Genomic DNA, 19,575 nt, shown 5'->3' on the forward strand with positions numbered 1-19,575 from the left:
CGGTCGCCGTCGGCCGGGCGACCCGGCATCCGGCGACGGACGGCAGCTTCGGGGCGGAACGGCGGGGTACCGGTTACGACTTTCGACAGAGGCCCGCCGACCTGCGGTTCCTCTAGGCTGAGAGGGCTGTGACCACCGCCGCTCCCGCCCTGACGCCGACCGCCCGCGTGCTGGCCTGGTGCCTGCACCTGCTCGTGGCGGGCCTGTTCGCCCTGGCCGGGCTCCGGGCCGTCGCCACCGGCCGCCCGCACCCGGCGGCCGTGGTCACGGTCGCGGCGGCGGGCCTGCTGGCGTACGCGGGCGGGGCGCTCCTGCCCGGTGTCCGCCGCTCGCGGCGGGTTGCCGGCTGGTGGCTGGCGGCGGTGACCGCGCTCTGGCTGGGGTTGACCGCGCTGACCGCCGACGGGCTGTGGGTCGCCTTCCCGCTGTACGTCCTCCAGCTGCACCTGCTCCCCCGCCGCGCCGGCGCGGTGGTGGTCGGCGTGACCGCCCTGGCGGCGATCGTCGCGTTCGCCGCCCACCGGGGTGCGGTCAGCGTGCCGGGCGTGGTCGGGCCGGCCCTCGGCGCCGCCGTCGCGGTGGCCGTGGTTCGGGGCTATCAGGCGCTCTACCGGGAGAGCGAACGCCGCCGGCGGCTGATCGAGGAGCTGACCGCCACCCGCGCCGACCTGGCGCGGGCGCAGCACGAGGCCGGGGTGGCGGCCGAACGGGAACGGCTCGCCCGGGAGATCCACGACACGCTCGCCCAGGGTCTGACCAGCATCCAGCTGCTGCTGAGCGCCGCCGAGCGGGTGCTGCCCGACCGGCCGGACGCGGCCGCCCGCCACGTCGGGCAGGCCCGCCGGGCCGCCGTCGACAACCTGGCCGAGGCCCGCCGTTTCGTCGCCGCGCTCGCCCCGCCCGCGCTGGACGACACCACGCTGGCCGACGCGCTGGAGCGCCTGTGCGCCACCACCGGAGCCCGGCACCCGCTCGCCGCGCGCCTGCGGGTGACCGGGGTGCCGGCTCCGCTGCCGACCGCGTACGAGGTGACGCTGCTGCGCATCGCCCAGGCCGGTCTGGCCAACACCGTCCGGCACGCCGGCGCGACCACCGCCGAGGTGACGCTCGGCTACCACGCCGACCGGGTCACCGTCGACGTGGTCGACGACGGTGTCGGCTTCGACCCCGACCGGCTGCCCGTTGCCGATCCGGAGGCCGGTGGCTTCGGCCTGGTGTCCATGCGCGCCCGGGTGGGCGCGCTCGGCGGCGACCTGACCGTCGCCTCCGCGCCCGGCCGGGGCACCACGCTGTCCGCCCGGCTCCCCCGCACGCCACCCGGGAAGCGGCCGTGACCGGGGACCCGATCCGGCTGCTGCTGGCCGACGACCATCCCGTCGTCCGGGCCGGGCTGCGCGCCGTCCTGGAGACCGAGCCGGGCCTGGTCGTGGTGGCCGAGGCGGCCACCGCCGAGGACGCGGTGGCCCGCGCCGCCGGAGGCGACGTCGACGTGGTCCTGATGGACCTGCGCTTCGGCGCCGGCATGAGCGGGGTGGAGGCCACCGCCGCCATCACCGCCCGGCCGGACGGGCCCCGGGTACTGGTGGTGACCACCTACGACACGGACGCCGACACCCTGCCCGCGATCGAGGCCGGCGCCACCGGTTACCTGCTCAAGGATGCCGCGCCGGAAGAGTTGGCCGCCGCCGTGCGGACCGCCGCCGCCGGCCGGACCGCGCTCGCGCCGGCCGTCGCCGACCGTCTGGTGAACCGGCTCCGCACCCCCGACACCGCGTTGACCCGGCGGGAGACCGAGGTCCTCGGGCTGGTCGCCGACGGCCTGTCCAACCAGGCGATCGGCCGCCGCCTGCACCTCACCGAAGGTACGGTCAAGTCGCACCTGTCGCGCATCTACACCAAGTTGCGGGTGGAGTCGCGGACGGCCGCCGTCGCCGCCGCGGTCGACCTGGGCGTCATCCGCCGCTGACCGCGTTCGCCCTCGTCACGCCCACGACGGGTGGTACGACAGGTGCGACGGGCCGGGCGTACGGAAGGGGTGGGATGCCGGGGCAGCTGTTACGGCCACGCGAGGCCTCCCGCCGGGCGTCGTTCCTGGAGCTCTTCTTCGACCTGGCCTTCATCCTCGCGCTGAACCGGGTCTCCCTGTCGCTGGAGCAGGACCTCACCCTGGGCGGGTGCTCCGGGCCGTCCTGCTGCTGGCGGCCATCTGGTGGGTGTGGTTCGTGACCGCCTGGTCGACGGACTGGTTCGACCCCGGCACCCCCCTGATCATCGGGCTGCTGCTCTGGGTCATGTTCGGCGGGTTGATGATGGCGGCCGCCGCGCCGAGCGCCCACACCGGACACGGGCTGGTGTTCGCCGGCGCCTACGTGGCGATCCACCTGGGCCGTCCGGCGTTCCTGCTGCCGGCGCTGCGCGGCAACCGCCGGCTCTACCTGGTGCCCGGCGGCGTACGGCTCGGCGCGGCGATCGACGCGCTGGGCCCGTCCGGCAGCCGACTCGGTCTGCTGGCCGGCTACCTGCACCTGGTGATGGTGGCCGGGGTGGTGGCCGCCGCGGTCGGCGCCCAGGTCATGATCGCCGAGCCGCTGTCGCGGGACCCGGCGGCGCTGATGATGGCGCTCAGCGGCCCGGCGCTGTTCCTGATCGGCTGGATCCTGCTCGCCGCGGCGGTCCACCACCGGGTGTCCTGGCACCGGCCGGTCGGGCTGGCCGCGATCGCGGCGCTGGCCCTCGTCGGTCGGGGCCTGCCGCTGCTGGCCGGGTCGGCGATCCTCAGCGTGCTGCTCATCCTGGTCGCGCACGCGGAGCGGCTGACGCCGGCCCGGACCGGCGGCACCGGCCGCCGGCCCGGGTGAGCCCGACTCAGGCGTCGCGCCGGAGCAGCCGGACCAGGGCGGCGCCGACGAGGACGATCAGCCAGCCGACGAACACGGCCGCACCGGCCTGCGGGGAGAGCAGGTTCGGGTCGCCGCCGAGGCTCATGAACGCCTGCCCGGCGTTCGACGGCAGGTACGGGGAGATCGTCTCCGACCAACGCTCCGGCAGCAGGGACACCACCCCGGGCACGACCAGCAGCAACGCGACCACGCTGGTCAGCGCGCCGGCGGTGGTGCGAAGCAGCGAGCCCAGCGCCGCGCCGAGCACGCCGATCCCGGCGAGGTACGCGGCCGTGCCCAGCACCGCGCGCAGCACCCCGTCGTCGCCGAGGGCGATGCCCTCGTCCCCCAGCACGGCCTGTCCGCCGAGGAAGGTGAGCAGCACCGTGGGCAGGAGCACGGCGAGCGAGACGCCGGCCAGGACGGCGATCTTGGCGGTGAGCACCGGCCAGCGCCGGGGCACCGCGGCGAGGGAGGTGCGGATCATGCCGGTGGCATACTCCCCGGCGGTCAGCAGCACGCCGAGCGTGGCGATCAGCAGTTGGGCGAGGTTGACGCCGCCGAGGCTGGCGCCGAGCGGGTCGAGGGACGAGGGGCCGCCGGGTGGCGCCGGGGTGCCCGGTTCGATGGTGGCGTCGGCCAGGAACGCCGAGAAGCCGAGCCCGAGGGCGGCGAACACCACGAGGGTGGCGGCCAGAAGAATCAACGAAGAACGCAGCGAGCGGAACTTGATCCACTCCGCGCGGACCACGCGCGGGCCGGTGATCCGGGCGTCGGTCGGGACGGCGGTGGGCGCGGTGGTGGTCATCGGGTCTCTCCTGCGGTGGCGCCGGCGTACTCGACGGCGTCGCGGGTCATGGTCATGAAGGCCTCCTCCAGGGACGCCTCGGTGGCGGTCAGCTCGTGCAGGGTGAGCCCCGCCGCCGCGGCCCGGTCGCCGATCACCTCGCGCCGCAGACCGCTGACCTCCAGCAGGCCCGGCTCGCCGCCGGTGATGGTGACGTCCGGTCCGGCCAGCAGGTCGCGCAGCGCGGCGGCCTGGGGCGAGCGCACCCGGACCGTGGTGCGCGACGCCCGGCGGGTGAACTCGGCGAGGGACACGTCGGCGAGCAGTCGACCCCGGCCGACCACGATCAGGTGGTCGGCCGTCTGCGCCATCTCGCTCATCAGGTGCGAGGAGACGAACACCGTGCGGCCCTCGGCGGCCAGGCCCCGCAGCAGGCCGCGGATCCAGCGGATGCCGTCCGGGTCCAGGCCGTTGACCGGCTCGTCGAGCATCACCACGGCGGGGTCACCGAGCAGCGCGGCGGCGATGCCGAGCCGCTGGCCCATGCCGAGGGAGAAACCGCCGGCCCGCTTGCCGGCCACCTCCCGCAGCCCGACCAGGTCGATCACCTCGTCGACCCGGCGACGGCCGATGCCGTGCGTGGCGCCCAGCGCGAGCAGGTGGTCGCGGGCGGAGCGGCCGGTGTGCACCGCCTTCGCCTCCAGCAGGGCGCCGATCTGCCGCAGCGGGTCCCGGTGCTCGGCGTACCGGCGGCCGTTGACCCGCACGTCACCCCCGGTCGGGGCGTCGAGACCGAGGATCATGCGCATGGTGGTGGACTTGCCGGCGCCGTTGGGACCGAGGAATCCGGTCACCACGCCCGGCGCGACGGTGAAGGTCAGGGAGTCGACGGCGAGCCGGTCGCCGTAGCGCTTGCTGAGGTCGCGGGCTTCGATCATGTGCTCAACCCTGGCCCGCGTACCCCGGCCGCCGCGTCGGCCGGGCGCGGACACCTGCGCGTACCGCGGTCGCGGTATCCGGGCGGCCCGACTACCGCGCCGGCGGGTCGGCCCGGACCAGCCCGCTCTGGTAGGCGATCACCACGAGCTGGGCCCGGTCCCGGGCGTCGAGCTTGGCCATCGCCCGGTTGACGTGGGTCTTCGCGGTCAGCGGGGACACCACCAGCCGCTGGGCGATCTGCTCGTTGCTCAGCCCGGCGGCGACCAGCGCCACCACCTCGCGTTCCCGTTCGGTGAGCACCCGCAGCCGTTCCGGGGTGGCCCGGGGCTCCGGGTCGGGCTGGGCCAGGAACCGGGCGATCAGCCCACGGGTGGCCTTCGGCGACAGCAGCGCCTCCCCGGCGGCGACGGTGCGGATCGCGTCGAGCAGCTCGACCGGCTCCACGCCCTTGCCGAGGAAGCCGCTGGCGCCGGCCCGCAGCGCCTCGAAGACGTACTCGTCGACCTCGAACGTGGTCAGGATGAGCACCCGCACGCCGGCCAGGTCCTCGTCGGCGGTGATCTGCCGGGTGGCGGCCAGGCCGTCGAGGTCGGGCATCCGGATGTCCATCAGCAGCACGTCGGCCCGGGTGGCGCGGGCCTGGACGACCGCCTCCCGGCCGGTGGCCGCCTCGCCCACCACGGACAGGTCCGGCGCCGAGTCGATCAGCGCGCGGAAGCCGGCGCGGATGAGCGTCTGGTCGTCGGCCAGCAGGACCCGGACGGTCATGTCACCTCCTGGGGGATCGGGGCGGGCAGCTCCGCGCGGACCACGAAGCCACCCTCCGGACGGGGACCGGCGTGGAACGCGCCGCCGACCGCCTCGGCCCGCTCCCGCATCCCGAGCAGGCCGAGGCCGGTTCCGAAGTCACCCGGACCGCCCGGTCCCGGCCCGTCGTCGCGGACCTCCACGACGACCGCGGTGTCGGTGTAACGCACCTCGACCGTGACGGTGGCGTCGGGCGCGTGCCGGTGCGCGTTGGTCAGCGATTCCTGGACGATGCGGTAGGCCGCCACGTCCACCGCGCCGGGCAGCGGGCGCGGGCGGCCGGACAGGATCCACCGGACCGGCTGGCCGGCGGCGAAGCCGTCGACGAGGGCGTCGAGCCGACCCAGTCCGGGCGCCGGCTCGGTCGGGGCCTCCGGCTCCCCGCGGCGCAGCAGGCCGAGCAGGACGGCCATCTCGTCCAGCACGGTGCGCGCGGCGGACCGGACGTGCCCGAGCGCCTCCTCGGCCGCGTCGGGCCGGTCGCGCAGCAGGTGTCCGGCCACGCCGGCCTGGACGTTGATCAGCGCGATGTGGTGCGCCACCACGTCGTGCAGCTCCCGGGCGATGCGCAGCCGCTCCTCGGCCACCCGCCGGCGGGCCTCCTCCTCCCGGGTCCGCTCGGCCCGCCGCGCCCGTTCCTCCAGCACGGCCACGTACGCGCGCCGGCTGCGTACCGCGTCGCCGGCGGCCACCGCGACGCCGAACCAGAGCAGGAGGACCACGACCGCCGGATCGAGCCAGCCCACGCCCAGCGCGACGACCGCCGAGCCGCCGAGGAGCAGACCGCTCGCCGCGCCGGCCGCCACGGCGGTCCGCCGGTCGGTGCGGGTGGCCACGGTGTAGGCGGCCACCGCCACGGTCAGCACGAACGGCCCCCGCGCCTGCTGGGCGAGCAACGAGGTGGCCGCCGCGACGGTCACCACGGCGAGCACCGGCAACGGGAACCGGCGCCGGAGGACGAGCGCGGCGCAGCCGGCCGCCGCGAGCAGCACCGCGCCGGCGGTCAACGGGTCCCGGGGTGGCCCTCCGGGCGGGTTCACCGGGAGCAGGCTGACCGTGAAGAGCACCGCGGCCAGCAGCGCGTCGGCCACGGTCGGATGCTCCCGGGCCACCCGACGCCACCGGGCGAGGCGTCCCATGCCGTCACCGTACGCCACGGCTCGCCGCGGCGGGCCGGCGCGGGGCACGAGGCGCCATCGAGCCACTTCACCTCTTTTCGCTACGCTTCCGTAGCGTTACGGTGGTGGCATGCGATCCTCTCCCCGCCCCCCGGTACAGCGGGTCCGCCCGCCCCAGGCCCCCTACCGGCTGGTCAACCGGGTCGTGCGCTGGCTGCTGGCGACGCCCGACCGCTCGGGACGGGTGGGCCGGCACCTGATGCTGCTGCACCTGACCGGCCGGCGGACCGGACGGGAGCTGGTGTTCCCGGTCGCCTACCGGCAGGGTGCGGACGGCCGGCTACTGGTGCTGACCAACTCCGGGTGGCGGGTCAACCTGCGCGGCCGGCCCGACGTCGAGGTGACGCTGCACGGCCGCCGGCGCCCGGCCCGGGCGGAGTTGGTCGAGGACCCCGACCGGGTGGCCACCGTCTACCGGACGCTGGTCGAGGCGATCGGCCACCGGCGGGCCGGTCGACGGATGGGCATCCGGATCAACGTGCCGCGGACGCCCACCCACGACGAACTCGCCGACGCCGCGCGCCGGGACGGCCTGGCGCTGGTCCACCTCGACGTCCGGGACGGGCGACCGTGACCGGGCCGGTCCTGGTCACCGGCGCCACCGGCAACGTCGGCGGCGCCGTCGCCCGCTCGCTGCGCGCGGCCGGCGTCGCACTGCGGGTGGCCGGCACGGATGTCCGCGAACTACGGGAGCGGTTCCCCGGCGTACCGGCGGCGCACCTGGACTTCGGCGACGCGCGCACGTTCGACGCCGCGCTGGACGGCGTGGCGGCACTGTTCCTGCTCCGCCCACCGCAGATCGCCCGGGTCGGCCCGACCTTGAACGCGCTGGTCGACCGTGCCGCGCGGCACGACGTCCGGCACGTGGTGTTCGCCTCGGTCACCGGGGCGGAGCGCAACCCGGTGGTGCCCCACCACCGGGTCGAGCGGCACCTGCGCGCCAGCGGCCTGCCCAGCACGGTCCTGCGACCGGGCTTCTTCGCGCAGAACCTGGCCGACGCGTACCGGCGGGACATCCGGGAGGACCACCGGATCTACCTGCCCGCCGGCTCGGGCCGGGTCGCCTTCGTCGACACCCGGGACGTCGGCGACGTGGCCGCGGCCGTGCTCGCCGACCCGGCCGCGCACCGGGGCGCCGCCTACACCCTGACCGGACCGCAGGCACTCGACTTCGCGGAGGTGGCGGCGCTGCTCACGGAGACGCTCGGCCGGCCCATCCGCTATCAGGCCGCCACCGTCGGCGGTTACCTGCGGCACCTGCGCCGCCGGCGGGTCCCGGCGACCCAGGCGGTGGTGCAGACGGTCCTGCACACCGGCCTGCGCCGTGGCCAGGCGGAACAGGTCGACCCCGCCCTGTCACTCCTGCTCGGCCGCCCGGGCCGGACGCTGCGGGACTACGTGACCGAGCACGTCGACCGGTGGCGGTGGACGGACGGGCCGCCCCCGCAGAAGGTGGAGGGATGAGCCCGCCCACCGACCCGCGGGTCCGGCGCACCCGCGCCCTCGTGATCGACACGGTGCTGGCTCTGCTCGCGGAGCGCGGGGTCGCCGGCACCACCGTCGAGGCCGTGGCGGAGCGCTCGGGCGTGGCGAAGACGACCATCTACCGGCACTGGGACGGCCAGGCGGCACTGGTGCTCGACGCCTTCGCCGAGGTCCGGCGCCCGCCCGAGGACCCGGACACCGGCAGCCTGCGGGGCGACCTACTCGCCCTGGTCACCGGGCTGGCCGTCGCGGTCTCCCGCGGGCCGGCCGCCGGGCTGTGGTTCGCGCTGGTCGACGCCGCCGAACGCGACCCACGCCTGCGCGAGCTGCACCACCGGGAGGCGGAGACCCGGCACGACGTGATCCTGCGGGTCGTGGAACGCGCCGTCGCGCGCGGCGAGCTCCCCCGCGGGACGGATCCCACGGAGGTGCTCGACCTTCTCGCCGGTCCGGTCTTCTACCGCCGGGCGACGCGCGGCGACGTCGACCGGCGGTTCGCGGAACGGCTGGTCGACGTCGTCCTGCGGGCGTACGCGCGCTGAACCCGCGCCCCGCCGTGCGCTCAGGTCGCCGGTCGGTCGGCGCCGAAGTACTCGGGCCGGCTCACCCAGGCGTCGCTGACGAACATGACGCCGGGCCGGTGGGCCAGGATGTCGCGCAGGCCGGTGACGACCGGCTCGGCCCGGTCGGGCGGCAGCACGGCGATCACCATGACGAGTCCGGCGCGGTCGTTGAAGAGCAGCCGACCCTCGTGGGTGCCGTGGTGGCCGAAGCCGGAGACGCCGCTGAGGCTGGTCCAGCCGCTCACGCCGGAGGCGTGCAGCAGGGTCCGGACGGCGTCGGCGTCGTCGGCGCGGGTGACGACCTCCACCTTGACCATGCGGGTCAGTCCGAGCTCGTTCATGCGCTGTACTCCTTCTCTGGGTCGGGGGCCGGGAGCGGCGGGGTGCGCCGGGATCCGCCCGGCTCACTCCATTCGCCGGTACGGGGGTCGACGACGGTCAGCGACATCCAGCCGCCGTCGACCAGCTGGCGCAGGGCCGGGTTGCGGCCGAGCACGGTGTCGACGAGGTGGTGCGGGGCGTGGACCACGGCGAGCAGCCGCAGCGGGTCGTGCGCCCGCCGGGTCCCGTCGTCGACGGACTGCAGCGGCAGTCCGACGCGCAGGTCGCCGCCGGACCCGGAGAGGACGCCGAGCGCGTCGCCGAGAACGGTGTGCACGGTCTTGGTGCCGGCGCCCAGGCGGTACGGGTCCACTGTGGAGAAGTAGTACTGGAGATTGATCCACGCCGCGACGACGAGCGGGCCCGTCATGATCGTCTCGAGCGCGACCGCGTCCGGGTCGGCGGTCCAGTCGTAGGAGTGCAGGAACGTGCGGCAGCCGAGGTCGGTCCCCGCGGTCAGCGAGCGCGGCGCGGCGATGAACGCGGCGTTGCCCGCAAGCGCCCACTCCGGTCGCACCTGGGCCCAGTCCGACGCGCGCCGGGGCAGGTGGCGGGGGCCCGGCCGGCCGGGCAGCCGGGTGGCCCGTTCCGCGCGCAGCCCCGCTCCCGCCTCGGCGAGCCGGTGGGACAGGTCGTCGACGTGCGGGCGCAGCCGGGCGGGGACGGCGTCGACGTCGAACAGGCGGACCTCGTCGGTGACGGTGTCGTGTTCGCCGGCCAGGACGTGGGTGTCGGCGGGCAGGTGGATCCCCCGGGCGGCCAGCGCCTCGCGGACCTCGGGCCGGTTGAGCAGCGTGGCGACCAGCCGGGCGCTGACCCCGCCCCGGTTGCCGCCGCAGGCGCCGCAGTCGAGCGCGGCGGCGTAGGGGTTGTTGGTGCTGGTGGCCCCGTGCCCGCAGAGCAGCACCAGCGGGGCGAAGTCGGCCGTCAGCCCGACCGTGCGCAGCGTCGCCTCCGCGTAGTAGACCTGCTCGTCGAGGGTCAGGGCGGCGTCGAGGTCGGCCACCGTCGGTGCGGTGTCGTCGGCGGCCGGGGCGAAGCGGCCCGGCGCGACGGCACGCGCCGCCAGGGCGGCGGTGGCGAGCACGCCGGCGACCTCGACGAAGGCGAACGCGCCGACCGGGCTGGCCTTGGCCGAGGCGAACGCCCGGCGCCACGCCTGCCGGGATCGCCGGCGGCGCACCCGCGTGGCGTCGGCGGTCTCCGCGACGGTGGCCACCGGCCGCATGAGCACCGGGCAGCGGTCCCGGCCCCGTTCGGCGCCGGCCGCCGCGGTACGCACGGGCAGGCCGAAGAACCCGGCGAAGCCGTACGTGTCCACCGGCCCGGCCGCCTCCAGGTGCCGGCGCAGACCCTCGCTACGCACGTCGATGCAGAACACCGCCTGGGCGAGCGCGGTGGCGCAGGCGGCGCGGCGCGGGCGCGGCCGCGTCCCGTGCTCCAGCCGGTTCCGCAGCCGACGCCGGTACGCGTGCTCCGCCGCGGCGAGCCACACCTCGGCCTGCCGCGCCGGGGACAGCTCGACCACCACGTCGCGCAGCACCGACACCGTCTCCTCCGGCAGCAGCGCCAGGGTCGGCCCGTCGACGCCGAGCGCGGCGACCAGCCGGGCGAGAGCCGCCGGCTCGTCCGTGCCCGGCGCCCCGGCGGTCGGCCCGGTCCCCGCGACCCCGACGGTCGGCGCCGTCGCGGCGGTGACCGCGTCGACCGTCGGCGGGAGCCCGAGGTGGCGGTGGGCGGCGTCGCCGGCCAGCACCAGCTCGTAGCTGAGCCGCACCGCGAGCAGGTCCAGCGGGGTCAGGTGCGGCCGCTCGCCCGGGTGGGTCTGCGACCAGCGGGCGTAGCCGGCCCAGCCGGGCAGCCGGAGCAGGGACCGGGACAGGTAGGCCGACCAGTTCGCGGGCGCCACCCCGAGGGCGCGCAGGAGCGCCGCGACGGCCCGGTCGGGCGCGGCCGGCAGCGCGGCGACGAGCGCCCGCAGGCCGCCGACGCCCGCGCGGTCCGGGTGCCGGTCGGCGCCGGCCATCCGCCGCCAGCGCGTCCAGCAGCTCTCGTCGGCCGGGCCGGGCACCGGCCAGCGGGCGGCCGGGCGGCCGCAGTGCGCCGCGCACCAGCCGGCCACCAGCTCGTCGACGTCCGCGCCGATCCGGGTGCCCAGGAGCCGGTCGACCAGCTCGGCGACGGTGAGCGGGTCCGGGTCGTCCGGGACGGCGGGCCGGGGCCCGGCGAGCCGGCGTCGCGCCACGGCGAGCAGGTCGGGCGGTGGTGGCGGTCCGTCGTGCACCGGGTGGGACAGCGTGGCGACCCGGAGGTCCGTGGCGGTGATCGACCGTCCGCCGAGCGTGACCGGTTCCGAGGTCGCCGGGGGAAGCACGGCGGTCAGGTCGGCAGGCTCGATCTCGCCGTCGCGCAGCCGCCGCCGGTACTCGACCGCCGGCAGGTGGGTCCGCGCGCCGCCGAGCGCCCGCAGCTCGGCGGCGGCCCGCGCGAACGGCACCCGCTCCCGGCCGGCGAGCGGGTTCACCGCGACGAACGTGTCCAGCGGCCAGACCGCGGCGACGTGGTCGCCGGCGGCGGCGAGCGCGGCGACGACCCGGGCGGCGTCCGACCGGTCGGACGCGTCGCGGCGGCGCAGCGCGGTCACGGCCCAGGTGGCCGGCTCCCCCGTCGCGGGGCCGGCGGACCGGCGCCACCACGCGCCGACGGCGCCGTCGCGCCAGGCCCACCACCACAGCGCGGCGCGGTGCCGGCGCAGCAGGACCGTCCCGGCGACGGCCGCCACGGCCAGCGTGGCCGCCGCGACGCCCACCCCGGCGTCCGTCACCGAGGTCGGCAGGCCCAGCCACCGGGCGACGGCCCGCCCGGCGACCAGGTAGCCGCCGGCCAGCGCGCCCGTCGCGAGGGTGATCGCGACGGCGGTCCGCGCCGGCAGCTCGCGGTCCGCGAGGGCCGACCGCACCGCGGCCAGCGCGGCGGCGCCGGCCAGGGCGGCGCTGAGCAGGCCGCTGGGGCTGGCGCCGAGTGCCAGCTCGGTGAGCGCCACGGCGGCGAGCACCGCCGCGCCGGCCAGGACCACGGTCCGGGTCTGGGGCGGGCCGACCGGTCGGGGCGCGGTCGCGGTCCGCGACTGGGCCTGGAGCGCGCCGCCGGCGGACAGGAACGCGTACGCCTTGTAGACGGCGTGCCCGACCAGGTGCACGGCGGCCAGGCCGAACGCGCCGAGCCCGCACTGGGCGAGCATGAAGCCCATCTGCGCGACGGTGGACCGGGCGAGGGCGCCCTTGACGTCGGTGCGCACCGCGGCGAACACCGACCCGGACACCGCGGTGACGAGCCCGACCAGCACCATCGCCGGCATCAGGCCAGGCGCGGCGACGACCACCGGCGCCAGCGTGATCATCAGGAAGCCGGCGACGTTGACCATGCCCGCGTGCAGGAAGGCGGAGACCGGGGTGGGGGCGTCCAGCGTGGACGGCAGCCAGCGGTGCGCCGGCACCTGGGCCGAGCGCACCGCGCCGGCCACCAGCAGCAGCCCGCCGGCGGCGGCCAGGAGCCAACCGGGCCGGTCGCCGGCGGCCGCCCGGACCGCGTCGAGGTCCGCGTCGCCGGCCGGGACGACCAGCAGCCCCAGGCCGGCGACCAGGGCCACGTCGCCGAGGAGGAACACCGTCCGGGTACGGCGCACCGCCGCCCGTACCCGGGGCTGCTCCCGGTAGTGGCCGATGAGCCCGATCAGCAGGTGCCCGGCCGCGATCCAGCCGGCCGCCAGCTGCACGAGGCTGGGCGCGGTGGCCATCACCAGGGTCGCCGCCGTGGCCGCCGCGACCCGGGCCTGCAACCCAACCGCGCCCGGCTCGCCGTCGAGATAGCGGCGCGCGTAGCCGGCGACGACGGCGGCCAGCCCGCAGACCAGCAGCGCGAACAGCGCGGTGAACCGGTCGATCCGGATCCCGACGGAGAACGCCGGCCCGGGTGGGTCGAGCCGGAGCAGGAGCGCCGGGACCACCGGGTCGTACGCGACCCAGGCCACCAACGCGGCGGCCGCGGCGGCGGTGAGGGCGAGCAGCGCCCCCACCACCCGCGCGGCTCGACGGGGGTCGGGTACCGCCAGCGCGCACAGCGCCGCCGATGCGGGCCCGGCCAGGACTCCCAGAACCAGTGCGACGGACATCGCCACCTCCCTCAGACATCCGCACTGTATTACACGATTTAGAATTCGTGTATCGTGAGACGCACGACAGCGGGTCGGCACGAGGAGGAGCGATGGACGCGACCGGATCTCCGCGCCAGGGATGGCAGACCAGCCCGAGCTTCGCCCTCGCCCGGCTGCGCGCCGGGCATCACCGTTTCCGGGTGGGCGGCGCGCCCGTCCCATCGGACGACGCGGGCCCGGTGGCCGCGATCCTCTCGTGCGCCGACCCGCAGCCCGAGGCCGTGACCGTGTTCGGCGACGCCGACGTCTACGCGGTCCGCACCGCCGGCCTGGAGGTCGGCCCGGCCGCGCTGGGCAGTCTGGAGTACGCGGTCGCGCACCTCGGCGCGCCGCTGCTGGTCGTGCTGGGCCACGCCACCTGCTCCCTGCCGCGTGGCAGCGGACCGGACCGGGTGCGCGCCACCCTCGCCGCGCTGCGCCGCCGGTCCCCGCTGCTCGACCAGGCCGTCCGAGCCGGCCGCTGCGGCCTCCACGGCATGGTCTGGCACGACGCGGACCGGCTCCTCAACGAGGTGCGACCGGTCCTGTCACCGCCGACCCGGCGGGTCTGCCGCCTGCGCCCGCCGAACCGCGCGTCGACGCGGTTGACCTGAGCCCGGCGGCGCCGTCAGGGGTTGCACGCCGGGCACGATCCGGGGTCGGCGGCACCCGCCACCGGGCGACACGAGCGGTGCGGACACCGGCCGCAGCCCGAGATCAGCAACGCGTCCCGCGGGGTCGGTGTGCCGCAGTCGCGACAGGGCAGCCCCGGCTCGGCGCCGACCGGGCCGAAACCGGGCGTCGCACAGGCGGGACAGGGTGTGGCGAGACGCCGGACCAGTCGTCGACCGGCCGCGGCGATGACTCGCATCCGGGTCGGGTTGACGTGGGCCCGCAGATCCGCGCCGAGCACGGCGGTGCCGTCGTCGGAGTCGACGGCGGCCCGCCGGACGGCCGCGAGCACGTCGGCGAGCCGACGGAGTCCCTTGACCGGCCGACCGGGCCCGATCGCGGGCCGGACGACGACCGCGTGGTGCGGGAACCCGACCCGGCGCAGGAACGCGAGCACGGCGGCGCGGTCCCGACCGTCGGTGACGACGTGACAGTGGTTGGTCTCGACGCTCAGGGCGCTCTCCACCACCGTCAGGCCCGACCGGTCGTCGACCAGCGCCACGTACTCCACGTCCGCGGGCGTCCAGGGGGCCGCCGGATGCGGGCCGAACGCCCCTTCGCTGGCCAGCCCGACCGGGGATCCGGTGGCGGCCATCCCGAGCCGGGCCTTGCGCACCACGGTCTCCCGCGCGGACCCGATTCGCCGCACCTCGCCGGTGAACGTGCCGAGCGCGTCGGTGTCCACCGACGCCACCCGCACACCCATCCCGAGCCGACGACGCAGCAGCGGGCGCAGCGCCCACTGCTTGCCGTGCATGGTCGCCAGGCAGGCCACCACGCCCCGGAACGGTGACGCTTCCACGCCACCGATCCTACCCAGGACAGGAAGGATGATTCCGGAATCTGACTACGTGCTGCCGCGGTCACCCGATCCGACCGCGTCGATCAGGCCGGCCAGCAACGCCACCCGGGGCACCACCGAGTCGAGGTCGAGCCACTCCCCCGGACTGTGGTCGGCACCGCCGATCGGGCCGAGCCCGTCGAGCACGGCCGCACCGGCCTCGGCCAGCAGGTTCGCGTCCGCGCAGCCGCCGGTCGCGGTGTGCGAGACCGGTACGCCGAGCCCCGCGCCCACCTTCGCCGCCAACTCGGCCAGCCGGCGCCCGGCCGGCCCCGGCTCCCACGGCGGGGTGGGCGCGTGCACGGTCAGGTCGGCGTGCACCCCGGACACCACCGGCTCGGCGACCAGCCGGCGGATCTCGGCCAGCGCCGCCTCGTACTCGCCGGTGCGCCAGGCGCGCAGGTCGACCAGCATCCGGGCCCGGTCGGCGACCACATTGGGCCGGCCGCCCGCCTCCAGCGCGCCCACGTTCACCGTCACCCCGGGCCAGCGGCCGTTGAGCTGGTCCAACGCGATGGTCAGCCGGGCGGCGGCGAGCAGCGCGTTCGCGCCCCGCTCCGGCTCGATGCCGGCGTGCGCAGCCCGTCCGCGCAGCGTCACCGCGAGGTCGGCGACGCCCTTGCGGGCCGACACCAGGTCGCCGTTGTCGCGGGCGCACTCCAGGCAGAGCGCCACGTCGGCCTCGGCCCCGAGGGTACGCAGCATTGCCCGGCTGCCGACCGAACCGATCTCCTCGTCCGGCGTGCAGACCAGCACCAGCTCGCCGTACCGGTGGCGGTCCAGGGCGGCGAGCACCTCGACGGCGGCCAGCCCGGCGAGCACGCCGCCCTTGTCGTCGCTGACCCCCGGCCCGTACGCCCGGCCGTCCTGCACCCGGAACGGGCGGGCCGCGGCCGTGCCGGGCGGGAAGACGGTGTCCAGGTGGCCGGCGAGCAGGATCCGCCGGGTCCCCGCGCCGCGGCGGCGGGCGATCAGCACGTCCCCGAGCGCCTGGCCGGCGGCGTCGGCGACCGGCACCCGCTCGACGGCCAGCCCGACGCCGAGGCACCAGCCCTGCACCAGGTCACCGACCTCCCGCAGACCGTCGACCTGGCCGGAGCCGGAGTCGACGGCGACCAGCCGGGCGAGCCGGTCGTGGTAGGCGGACAGCCGGTCGCCGGCCGCGCCGAGCAGCGGATCCATCAGAGCACCTTGTCGAGGAAGGCGCGGGTGCGCTCGTGCCGGGGGCGGCCGAGCACGTCGTCCGGTGGGCCGACCTCAACCACCACGCCCTCGTCGAGGAACGCGACCTGGTCGGCGACCTCGCGGGCGAAGCCCATCTCGTGGGTCACCACCACCATGGTCATGCCGTCGGCGGCGAGGCCCTTCATCACGTCCAGCACCTCGCCGACCAGCTCCGGGTCGAGCGCCGAGGTGGGCTCGTCGAAGAGCATCAGCTTCGGTCGCATGGCAAGCGCCCGAGCGATCGCCACCCGCTGCTGCTGCCCGCCGGAGAGCTGGCTCGGGTAGTGGTGCGCGCGGTCGGCCAGCCCGACGCGGTCGAGCAGACGCAGCGCCTCCTCCCGGGCCCGCTCGCGCGGGGTGCGCAGCACCCGCACCGGCGCCTCGGTCACGTTGCCGAGCGCGGTGAGGTGCGGAAAGAGGTTGAACCGCTGGAAGACCATGCCGATGTCGCGGCGGCGCACGGCCACCTCGCGGGCCTTCAGCTCGTACAGCCGGTCGCCCTGGCGGCGGTAGCCGACCAGTTCGCCGTCGACCGAGAGCTGGCCGCCGTCGATGCGCTCGAGGTGGTTGACGCAGCGCAGGAACGTGGACTTGCCGGAGCCGGAGGGACCGAGCAGGCAGGCCACCTCGCCGGGGGCCACGGTCAGGTCGATGCCCTTGAGCACCTCGACCGGGCCGAACCGCTTGGTGACGCCCTCGGCACGGACCATCGCCGTCATCGCACGCCTCCCCGGGCGAAGCCGCGGCCGAACCGACGCTCGACCAGCCACTGGCCGGCGGAGAGGAGGCTGACCAGGGCGAGGTACCAGATCGCCGCCACCACGAGCAGCGGGATCACCTTGTAGTTGTTCTGGTAGACGCTCTGCACGGCGGTCATCAGGTCCCGCCCGGCGATGATCGACACCAGCGCCGTGGACTTGAGCATGGTGATGGTCTCGTTGCCCATCGGTGGGATGATCACGCGCATGGCCTGGGGCAGCACCACCCGGCGCAGGGTGAGCGTGGGGCCCATGCCGAGGGCGGCGGCGGCCTCGGTCTGGCCGCCGTCGACGGCCAGGATGCCGCCGCGGATCACCTCGGCGGCGTACGCCATCTCGTTGAGCGACAGCGCGAGCACGGCGGCCACCGTGCCGGTGACCACCACGCTGGTGGGCCGGTCGAAAAGGACGGTGTCGGTGAACGGCACGCTCAGGGTGATCCGGGGGAACAGCGCGCCGAGGAAGCCGAAGAAGATGATCTGCACCAGCAGCGGGGTGCCGCGGAAGACCCAGATGAACGTCCAGGACACGCCGCGCAGCACCGGGTTGTCCGACAGTCGCAGCACGGCGAGCACGATGCCGCCGACGGTGCCGAGGACCATGGCGAGCAGGGTGAGCCAGAGCGTGGTGAGCACGCCGTCGAGCACGTAGTCCTGGAACAGGTAGTGGGCGACCGTGCCGGGTTCGAGGTTGGGGCTGCTCAGCAGCGCCCGCAGGAACAGGGCGGCCAGGCCGGCCACGACCAGCGCGGTCAGCCAGCGGCCGTAGTGGCGGACGGGGACGACCCGTACCGCCGGGGTGTCGGTGGTGGTCATCGTGGGGGTGCCTCCGGCAGGGGGTGCGGCGGTCGCCGGGCGCCTCCGGGCCCGCCCTCACGGAATCAGAGGGCGCCCGGCGACCGCGGATCAGGGGGCGGTGGTGCGCCGGGTCAGTCGATGGCCTGGTCGATGGTGGCCTTCTCGACGGCGATCGGGGTCTGCTTCCAGTGGGCCAGGATCTTGCCGTAGCTGCCGTCGTCGATGAGCGACTGCACGGCGACCCGGTACGCCTCGGCGAGGTCCTTCTGGGCCTTGAGGAAGCCGAAGCCGTTCGGGCTGGCCAGCCAGCCGTTGGGCGAGGACGGGTCGGCGACCAGCTCGGCCTTGCCGGCGAGCGCGCCGGCGGTGTCCACCAGGTTCACCCGGGTGGCGGCGACGACCTGCACGTTGCCGGCGATCAGCGCCTGCACCGCCTGCGGGTTCTCCGGGTACTCCTTGACCTGCAACGGCCGGCCGGCGCAGCTCTCCTTGGCGTACGTGGCCAGGTTCTTCGCCTGGTTGCTGGCCTTCTGCACGGCGACCGTGCGGCCGCAGAGGTCGGCCACCGTCTTGACGCCGAGCGGGTTGCCGGCGGCGACCAGGAAGCCGGTGCCGGAGGCGGAGTAGTCGACGAACGTGGCGACCTGCTGGCGTTCCTTCTTGTCGGTGATGCCGCCGGCGATCGCGTCGTACTTGGCGGCCTGCAGGCCGGGCACCAGACCGTCGAACGGCTGCTGGGTGAAGGTGGCCTTCAGGCCGAGCCGGGCCGAGGCGGCCTGGAACAGGTCGTAATCGAGGCCGACGAACTCGTCGGTGCGCCCCTCGACCTTGAAGTCGATGAACGGCTGGTAGGGGGCGTTGGTGGCGACCGTGACGGCACCACGGCCGCGCACGTCGGCGGGGACCTTGGCGGCGAGGGCCTTGTCGGTCTCGACGGCGCCGACGCCGTCGATGGTGACCGAGACGGGCGTGATCTCGTCGGTGGAGCCACCGGCCGAGGAGGAGCCGCAGGCGGCGGTGGCGGCGAGCAGCGCCGAGGTCACGCCGAGCAGGGCGAGGGAACGGATACGCATGGGGAGTCCTTCCGGGGGCCGGAACAGCCAGCCCTCGGACTGTAACTCACGTTACGATCTCGATGGGGTTACGGTTTTCTGTAACGCACGTTTCAGCGGACGCCGAACGCCTGCTGCGCCCCCTCCATCGCCTTGAGGCGGGCGCCGGCCACCGGGCCGAGCCGGTCGATCAGCGCCGCGACCAGCGTCTCCACCAGCGCCAGCGTGGGCACGAAGCTGTCGTAGGGCGAGGGCGAGTCGACCCGGCTGGGCAGCACCACCTCGGCCAGACCGGCCACCGGCGAGAGCCATCGGTCGGTGAACAGCACCACCCGGGCGCCCCGGCCGGTCACCTCCCGGGCCAGGGCCAGGGTCGACTCCTCGTACCGCCGGAAGTCGAAGAGCACCACCAGGTCACGTTTGCCGACGTCCACCAGCATGTCGGCCCGCTCCACGGGGCCGGCGGGCAGCAGCCGGCTGTTGCCCCGCACCTGCATCAGGTGCAGCACCAGGTAGTTGGCGAACAGCGCGGAGAACCGGCCACCGGCCGCGGTGACCCGGTACTGCTGGTCGGCGAAGAGGCGCACGGCCGCGTCCAGTTCACCCTGCGGAAGGTCGGCCAGCGTGCCGGCCACCGCCTCGGGCAGCGCCGCGGCGGCCCGGGACAGCGCCCCGCGCGGCGGCGCCCCGCTGCGCTCGGTCGCCCGGTACGCGGTCAGCGGCGAGGTCTCCCGCTCGGCCAGTTCGTCGCGCAGCGCCCGCTGGAACTCCGGATAGCCACCGAAGCCGAGCCGGGACAGGAAACGCAACACCGTCGGCGCGCTCACCTCGGCCCGCTCGGCCAGCGCCGCGACCGTGCCCAGGCCGGCGGACGGATAGGAGGCGAGCAGGGCCCGGGCCACCCGGCGCTCGGCCGGGCTGCACTCGCCGAGCCGCTGGCGGATCAGCGCCGCGACCCCCACGGCCTGGGTCTCGTCATCGGGGTTCGACACGAGCAGAGCGTAGCGGCCCGCCACGCTC

General features: G+C 76.0%; 18 protein-coding genes and 1 pseudogene. 7 read left to right on the plus strand and 12 right to left on the minus strand.

What is annotated here, in order from left to right; genetic code table 11:
• Positions 1-128 precede the first annotated feature (128 nt).
• From O7600_RS06765 to O7600_RS30105, 3 genes and pseudogenes are all read left to right on the plus strand, one after another.
• Positions 129-1,334: a sensor histidine kinase gene (locus O7600_RS06765; RefSeq protein WP_281592822.1), complete on the plus strand. Its 1,206-nt coding sequence runs from the start codon at positions 129-131 to the stop codon at positions 1,332-1,334.
• Positions 1,331-1,966 (plus strand): response regulator transcription factor, encoded by a 636-nt coding sequence (locus O7600_RS06770; RefSeq protein WP_281592823.1) that lies wholly within the window; start codon positions 1,331-1,333, stop codon positions 1,964-1,966. Before O7600_RS06765 ends, O7600_RS06770 begins: the two co-directional genes overlap by 4 nt.
• Before the next feature lie 202 nt (positions 1,967-2,168).
• Positions 2,169-2,858: pseudogene (locus O7600_RS30105) on the plus strand (low temperature requirement protein A); the annotation flags it as partial.
• Positions 2,859-2,865: 7 nt separating this feature from the next.
• On the opposite strand, the gene O7600_RS06785 reads toward O7600_RS30105, so the two are convergent.
• The 4 genes from O7600_RS06785 to O7600_RS06800 form a co-directional block, all read right to left on the minus strand.
• The gene (locus tag O7600_RS06785) at positions 2,866-3,687 is read right to left on the minus strand and encodes an ABC transporter permease subunit (protein WP_281592824.1); all 822 of its coding nucleotides are present in this window, start codon (positions 3,685-3,687) and stop codon (positions 2,866-2,868) included.
• Complete coding sequence (locus tag O7600_RS06790; protein ID WP_281592825.1) at positions 3,684-4,604, minus strand: ATP-binding cassette domain-containing protein; 921 nt, start codon at positions 4,602-4,604, stop codon at positions 3,684-3,686. The genes O7600_RS06785 and O7600_RS06790 overlap by 4 nt, the downstream gene beginning before the upstream one ends.
• A gap of 91 nt (positions 4,605-4,695) precedes the next feature.
• A complete protein-coding gene (locus O7600_RS06795; protein WP_281592826.1) occupies positions 4,696-5,373 on the minus strand; it encodes a response regulator transcription factor in 678 nt (225 codons plus the stop codon).
• A complete protein-coding gene (locus O7600_RS06800; protein WP_281592827.1) occupies positions 5,370-6,551 on the minus strand; it encodes a histidine kinase in 1,182 nt (393 codons plus the stop codon). Before O7600_RS06800 ends, O7600_RS06795 begins: the two co-directional genes overlap by 4 nt.
• Before the next feature lie 109 nt (positions 6,552-6,660).
• Between O7600_RS06800 and O7600_RS06805 the strand changes: the two genes are divergently transcribed.
• From O7600_RS06805 to O7600_RS06815, 3 genes are read left to right on the plus strand one after another with little or no spacing between them, the layout of a single operon-like run.
• Complete coding sequence (locus O7600_RS06805) at positions 6,661-7,164, plus strand: nitroreductase/quinone reductase family protein (RefSeq protein ID WP_281592828.1); 504 nt, start codon at positions 6,661-6,663, stop codon at positions 7,162-7,164.
• Complete coding sequence (locus O7600_RS06810) at positions 7,161-8,054, plus strand: NmrA family NAD(P)-binding protein (RefSeq protein ID WP_281592829.1); 894 nt, start codon at positions 7,161-7,163, stop codon at positions 8,052-8,054. Before O7600_RS06805 ends, O7600_RS06810 begins: the two co-directional genes overlap by 4 nt.
• The gene (locus O7600_RS06815) at positions 8,051-8,617 is read left to right on the plus strand and encodes a TetR/AcrR family transcriptional regulator (RefSeq protein ID WP_281592830.1); all 567 of its coding nucleotides are present in this window, start codon (positions 8,051-8,053) and stop codon (positions 8,615-8,617) included. The genes O7600_RS06810 and O7600_RS06815 overlap by 4 nt, the downstream gene beginning before the upstream one ends.
• Before the next feature lie 20 nt (positions 8,618-8,637).
• Here the strand turns inward: O7600_RS06815 and O7600_RS06820 are convergent, their stop codons facing one another.
• Complete coding sequence (locus tag O7600_RS06820) at positions 8,638-8,979, minus strand: DUF190 domain-containing protein (protein ID WP_281592831.1); 342 nt, start codon at positions 8,977-8,979, stop codon at positions 8,638-8,640.
• Positions 8,976-13,190 (minus strand): putative inorganic carbon transporter subunit DabA, encoded by a 4,215-nt coding sequence (locus tag O7600_RS06825; protein WP_281592832.1) that lies wholly within the window; start codon positions 13,188-13,190, stop codon positions 8,976-8,978. Before O7600_RS06825 ends, O7600_RS06820 begins: the two co-directional genes overlap by 4 nt.
• 92 nt (positions 13,191-13,282) lie before the next feature.
• Here O7600_RS06825 and O7600_RS06830 point away from each other — a divergent pair, with 92 nt between their 5' ends.
• Positions 13,283-13,825, plus strand: coding sequence for a carbonic anhydrase (locus O7600_RS06830; protein WP_281592833.1), 543 nt, complete (start codon positions 13,283-13,285; stop codon positions 13,823-13,825).
• A 14-nt stretch (positions 13,826-13,839) separates the two neighbouring features.
• Here the strand turns inward: O7600_RS06830 and O7600_RS06835 are convergent, their stop codons facing one another.
• From O7600_RS06835 to O7600_RS06860, 6 genes are all read right to left on the minus strand, one after another.
• Positions 13,840-14,685, minus strand: a complete 846-nt coding sequence (locus O7600_RS06835; RefSeq protein WP_281592834.1) for a DUF6671 family protein — start codon at positions 14,683-14,685, stop codon at positions 13,840-13,842.
• A 45-nt stretch (positions 14,686-14,730) separates the two neighbouring features.
• Positions 14,731-15,906, minus strand: a complete 1,176-nt coding sequence (locus O7600_RS06840; protein WP_281592835.1) for a M20/M25/M40 family metallo-hydrolase — start codon at positions 15,904-15,906, stop codon at positions 14,731-14,733.
• Complete coding sequence (locus O7600_RS06845) at positions 15,906-16,667, minus strand: amino acid ABC transporter ATP-binding protein (RefSeq protein ID WP_281592836.1); 762 nt, start codon at positions 16,665-16,667, stop codon at positions 15,906-15,908. Before O7600_RS06845 ends, O7600_RS06840 begins: the two co-directional genes overlap by 1 nt.
• Positions 16,664-17,521, minus strand: coding sequence for an amino acid ABC transporter permease (locus O7600_RS06850; protein WP_281592837.1), 858 nt, complete (start codon positions 17,519-17,521; stop codon positions 16,664-16,666). The genes O7600_RS06845 and O7600_RS06850 overlap by 4 nt, the downstream gene beginning before the upstream one ends.
• Positions 17,522-17,634: 113 nt before the next feature.
• Positions 17,635-18,576, minus strand: coding sequence for a transporter substrate-binding domain-containing protein (locus O7600_RS06855; RefSeq protein WP_281592838.1), 942 nt, complete (start codon positions 18,574-18,576; stop codon positions 17,635-17,637).
• 92 nt (positions 18,577-18,668) lie between these two features.
• Positions 18,669-19,547, minus strand: a complete 879-nt coding sequence (locus O7600_RS06860) for a MurR/RpiR family transcriptional regulator (protein ID WP_281592839.1) — start codon at positions 19,545-19,547, stop codon at positions 18,669-18,671.
• Positions 19,548-19,575: the final 28 nt, after the last annotated feature.

The sequence above is a fragment of the Micromonospora sp. WMMA1998 genome, assembly GCF_027497375.1.
Classification (GTDB): Bacteria; Actinomycetota; Actinomycetes; order Mycobacteriales; family Micromonosporaceae; genus Micromonospora; species Micromonospora sediminicola.

Excerpts from the sequence above, each read along its gene's own strand:
- O7600_RS06785 (WP_281592824.1), bottom strand. The coding sequence starts at position 3,687 with ATGACCACCACCGCGCCCACCGCCGTCCCGACCGACGCCCGGATCACC.
- O7600_RS06790 (WP_281592825.1), bottom strand. The coding sequence starts at position 4,604 with ATGATCGAAGCCCGCGACCTCAGCAAGCGCTACGGCGACCGGCTCGCC.
- O7600_RS06795 (WP_281592826.1), bottom strand. The coding sequence starts at position 5,373 with ATGACCGTCCGGGTCCTGCTGGCCGACGACCAGACGCTCATCCGCGCC.
- O7600_RS06800 (WP_281592827.1), bottom strand. The coding sequence starts at position 6,551 with ATGGGACGCCTCGCCCGGTGGCGTCGGGTGGCCCGGGAGCATCCGACC.
- O7600_RS06805 (WP_281592828.1), top strand. The coding sequence starts at position 6,661 with ATGCGATCCTCTCCCCGCCCCCCGGTACAGCGGGTCCGCCCGCCCCAG.
- O7600_RS06815 (WP_281592830.1), top strand. The coding sequence starts at position 8,051 with ATGAGCCCGCCCACCGACCCGCGGGTCCGGCGCACCCGCGCCCTCGTG.
- O7600_RS06820 (WP_281592831.1), bottom strand. The coding sequence starts at position 8,979 with ATGAACGAGCTCGGACTGACCCGCATGGTCAAGGTGGAGGTCGTCACC.
- O7600_RS06825 (WP_281592832.1), bottom strand. The coding sequence starts at position 13,190 with ATGTCCGTCGCACTGGTTCTGGGAGTCCTGGCCGGGCCCGCATCGGCG.
- O7600_RS06830 (WP_281592833.1), top strand. The coding sequence starts at position 13,283 with ATGGACGCGACCGGATCTCCGCGCCAGGGATGGCAGACCAGCCCGAGC.
- O7600_RS06840 (WP_281592835.1), bottom strand. The coding sequence starts at position 15,906 with ATGGATCCGCTGCTCGGCGCGGCCGGCGACCGGCTGTCCGCCTACCAC.
- O7600_RS06845 (WP_281592836.1), bottom strand. The coding sequence starts at position 16,667 with ATGACGGCGATGGTCCGTGCCGAGGGCGTCACCAAGCGGTTCGGCCCG.
- O7600_RS06850 (WP_281592837.1), bottom strand. The coding sequence starts at position 17,521 with ATGACCACCACCGACACCCCGGCGGTACGGGTCGTCCCCGTCCGCCAC.
- O7600_RS06855 (WP_281592838.1), bottom strand. The coding sequence starts at position 18,576 with ATGCGTATCCGTTCCCTCGCCCTGCTCGGCGTGACCTCGGCGCTGCTC.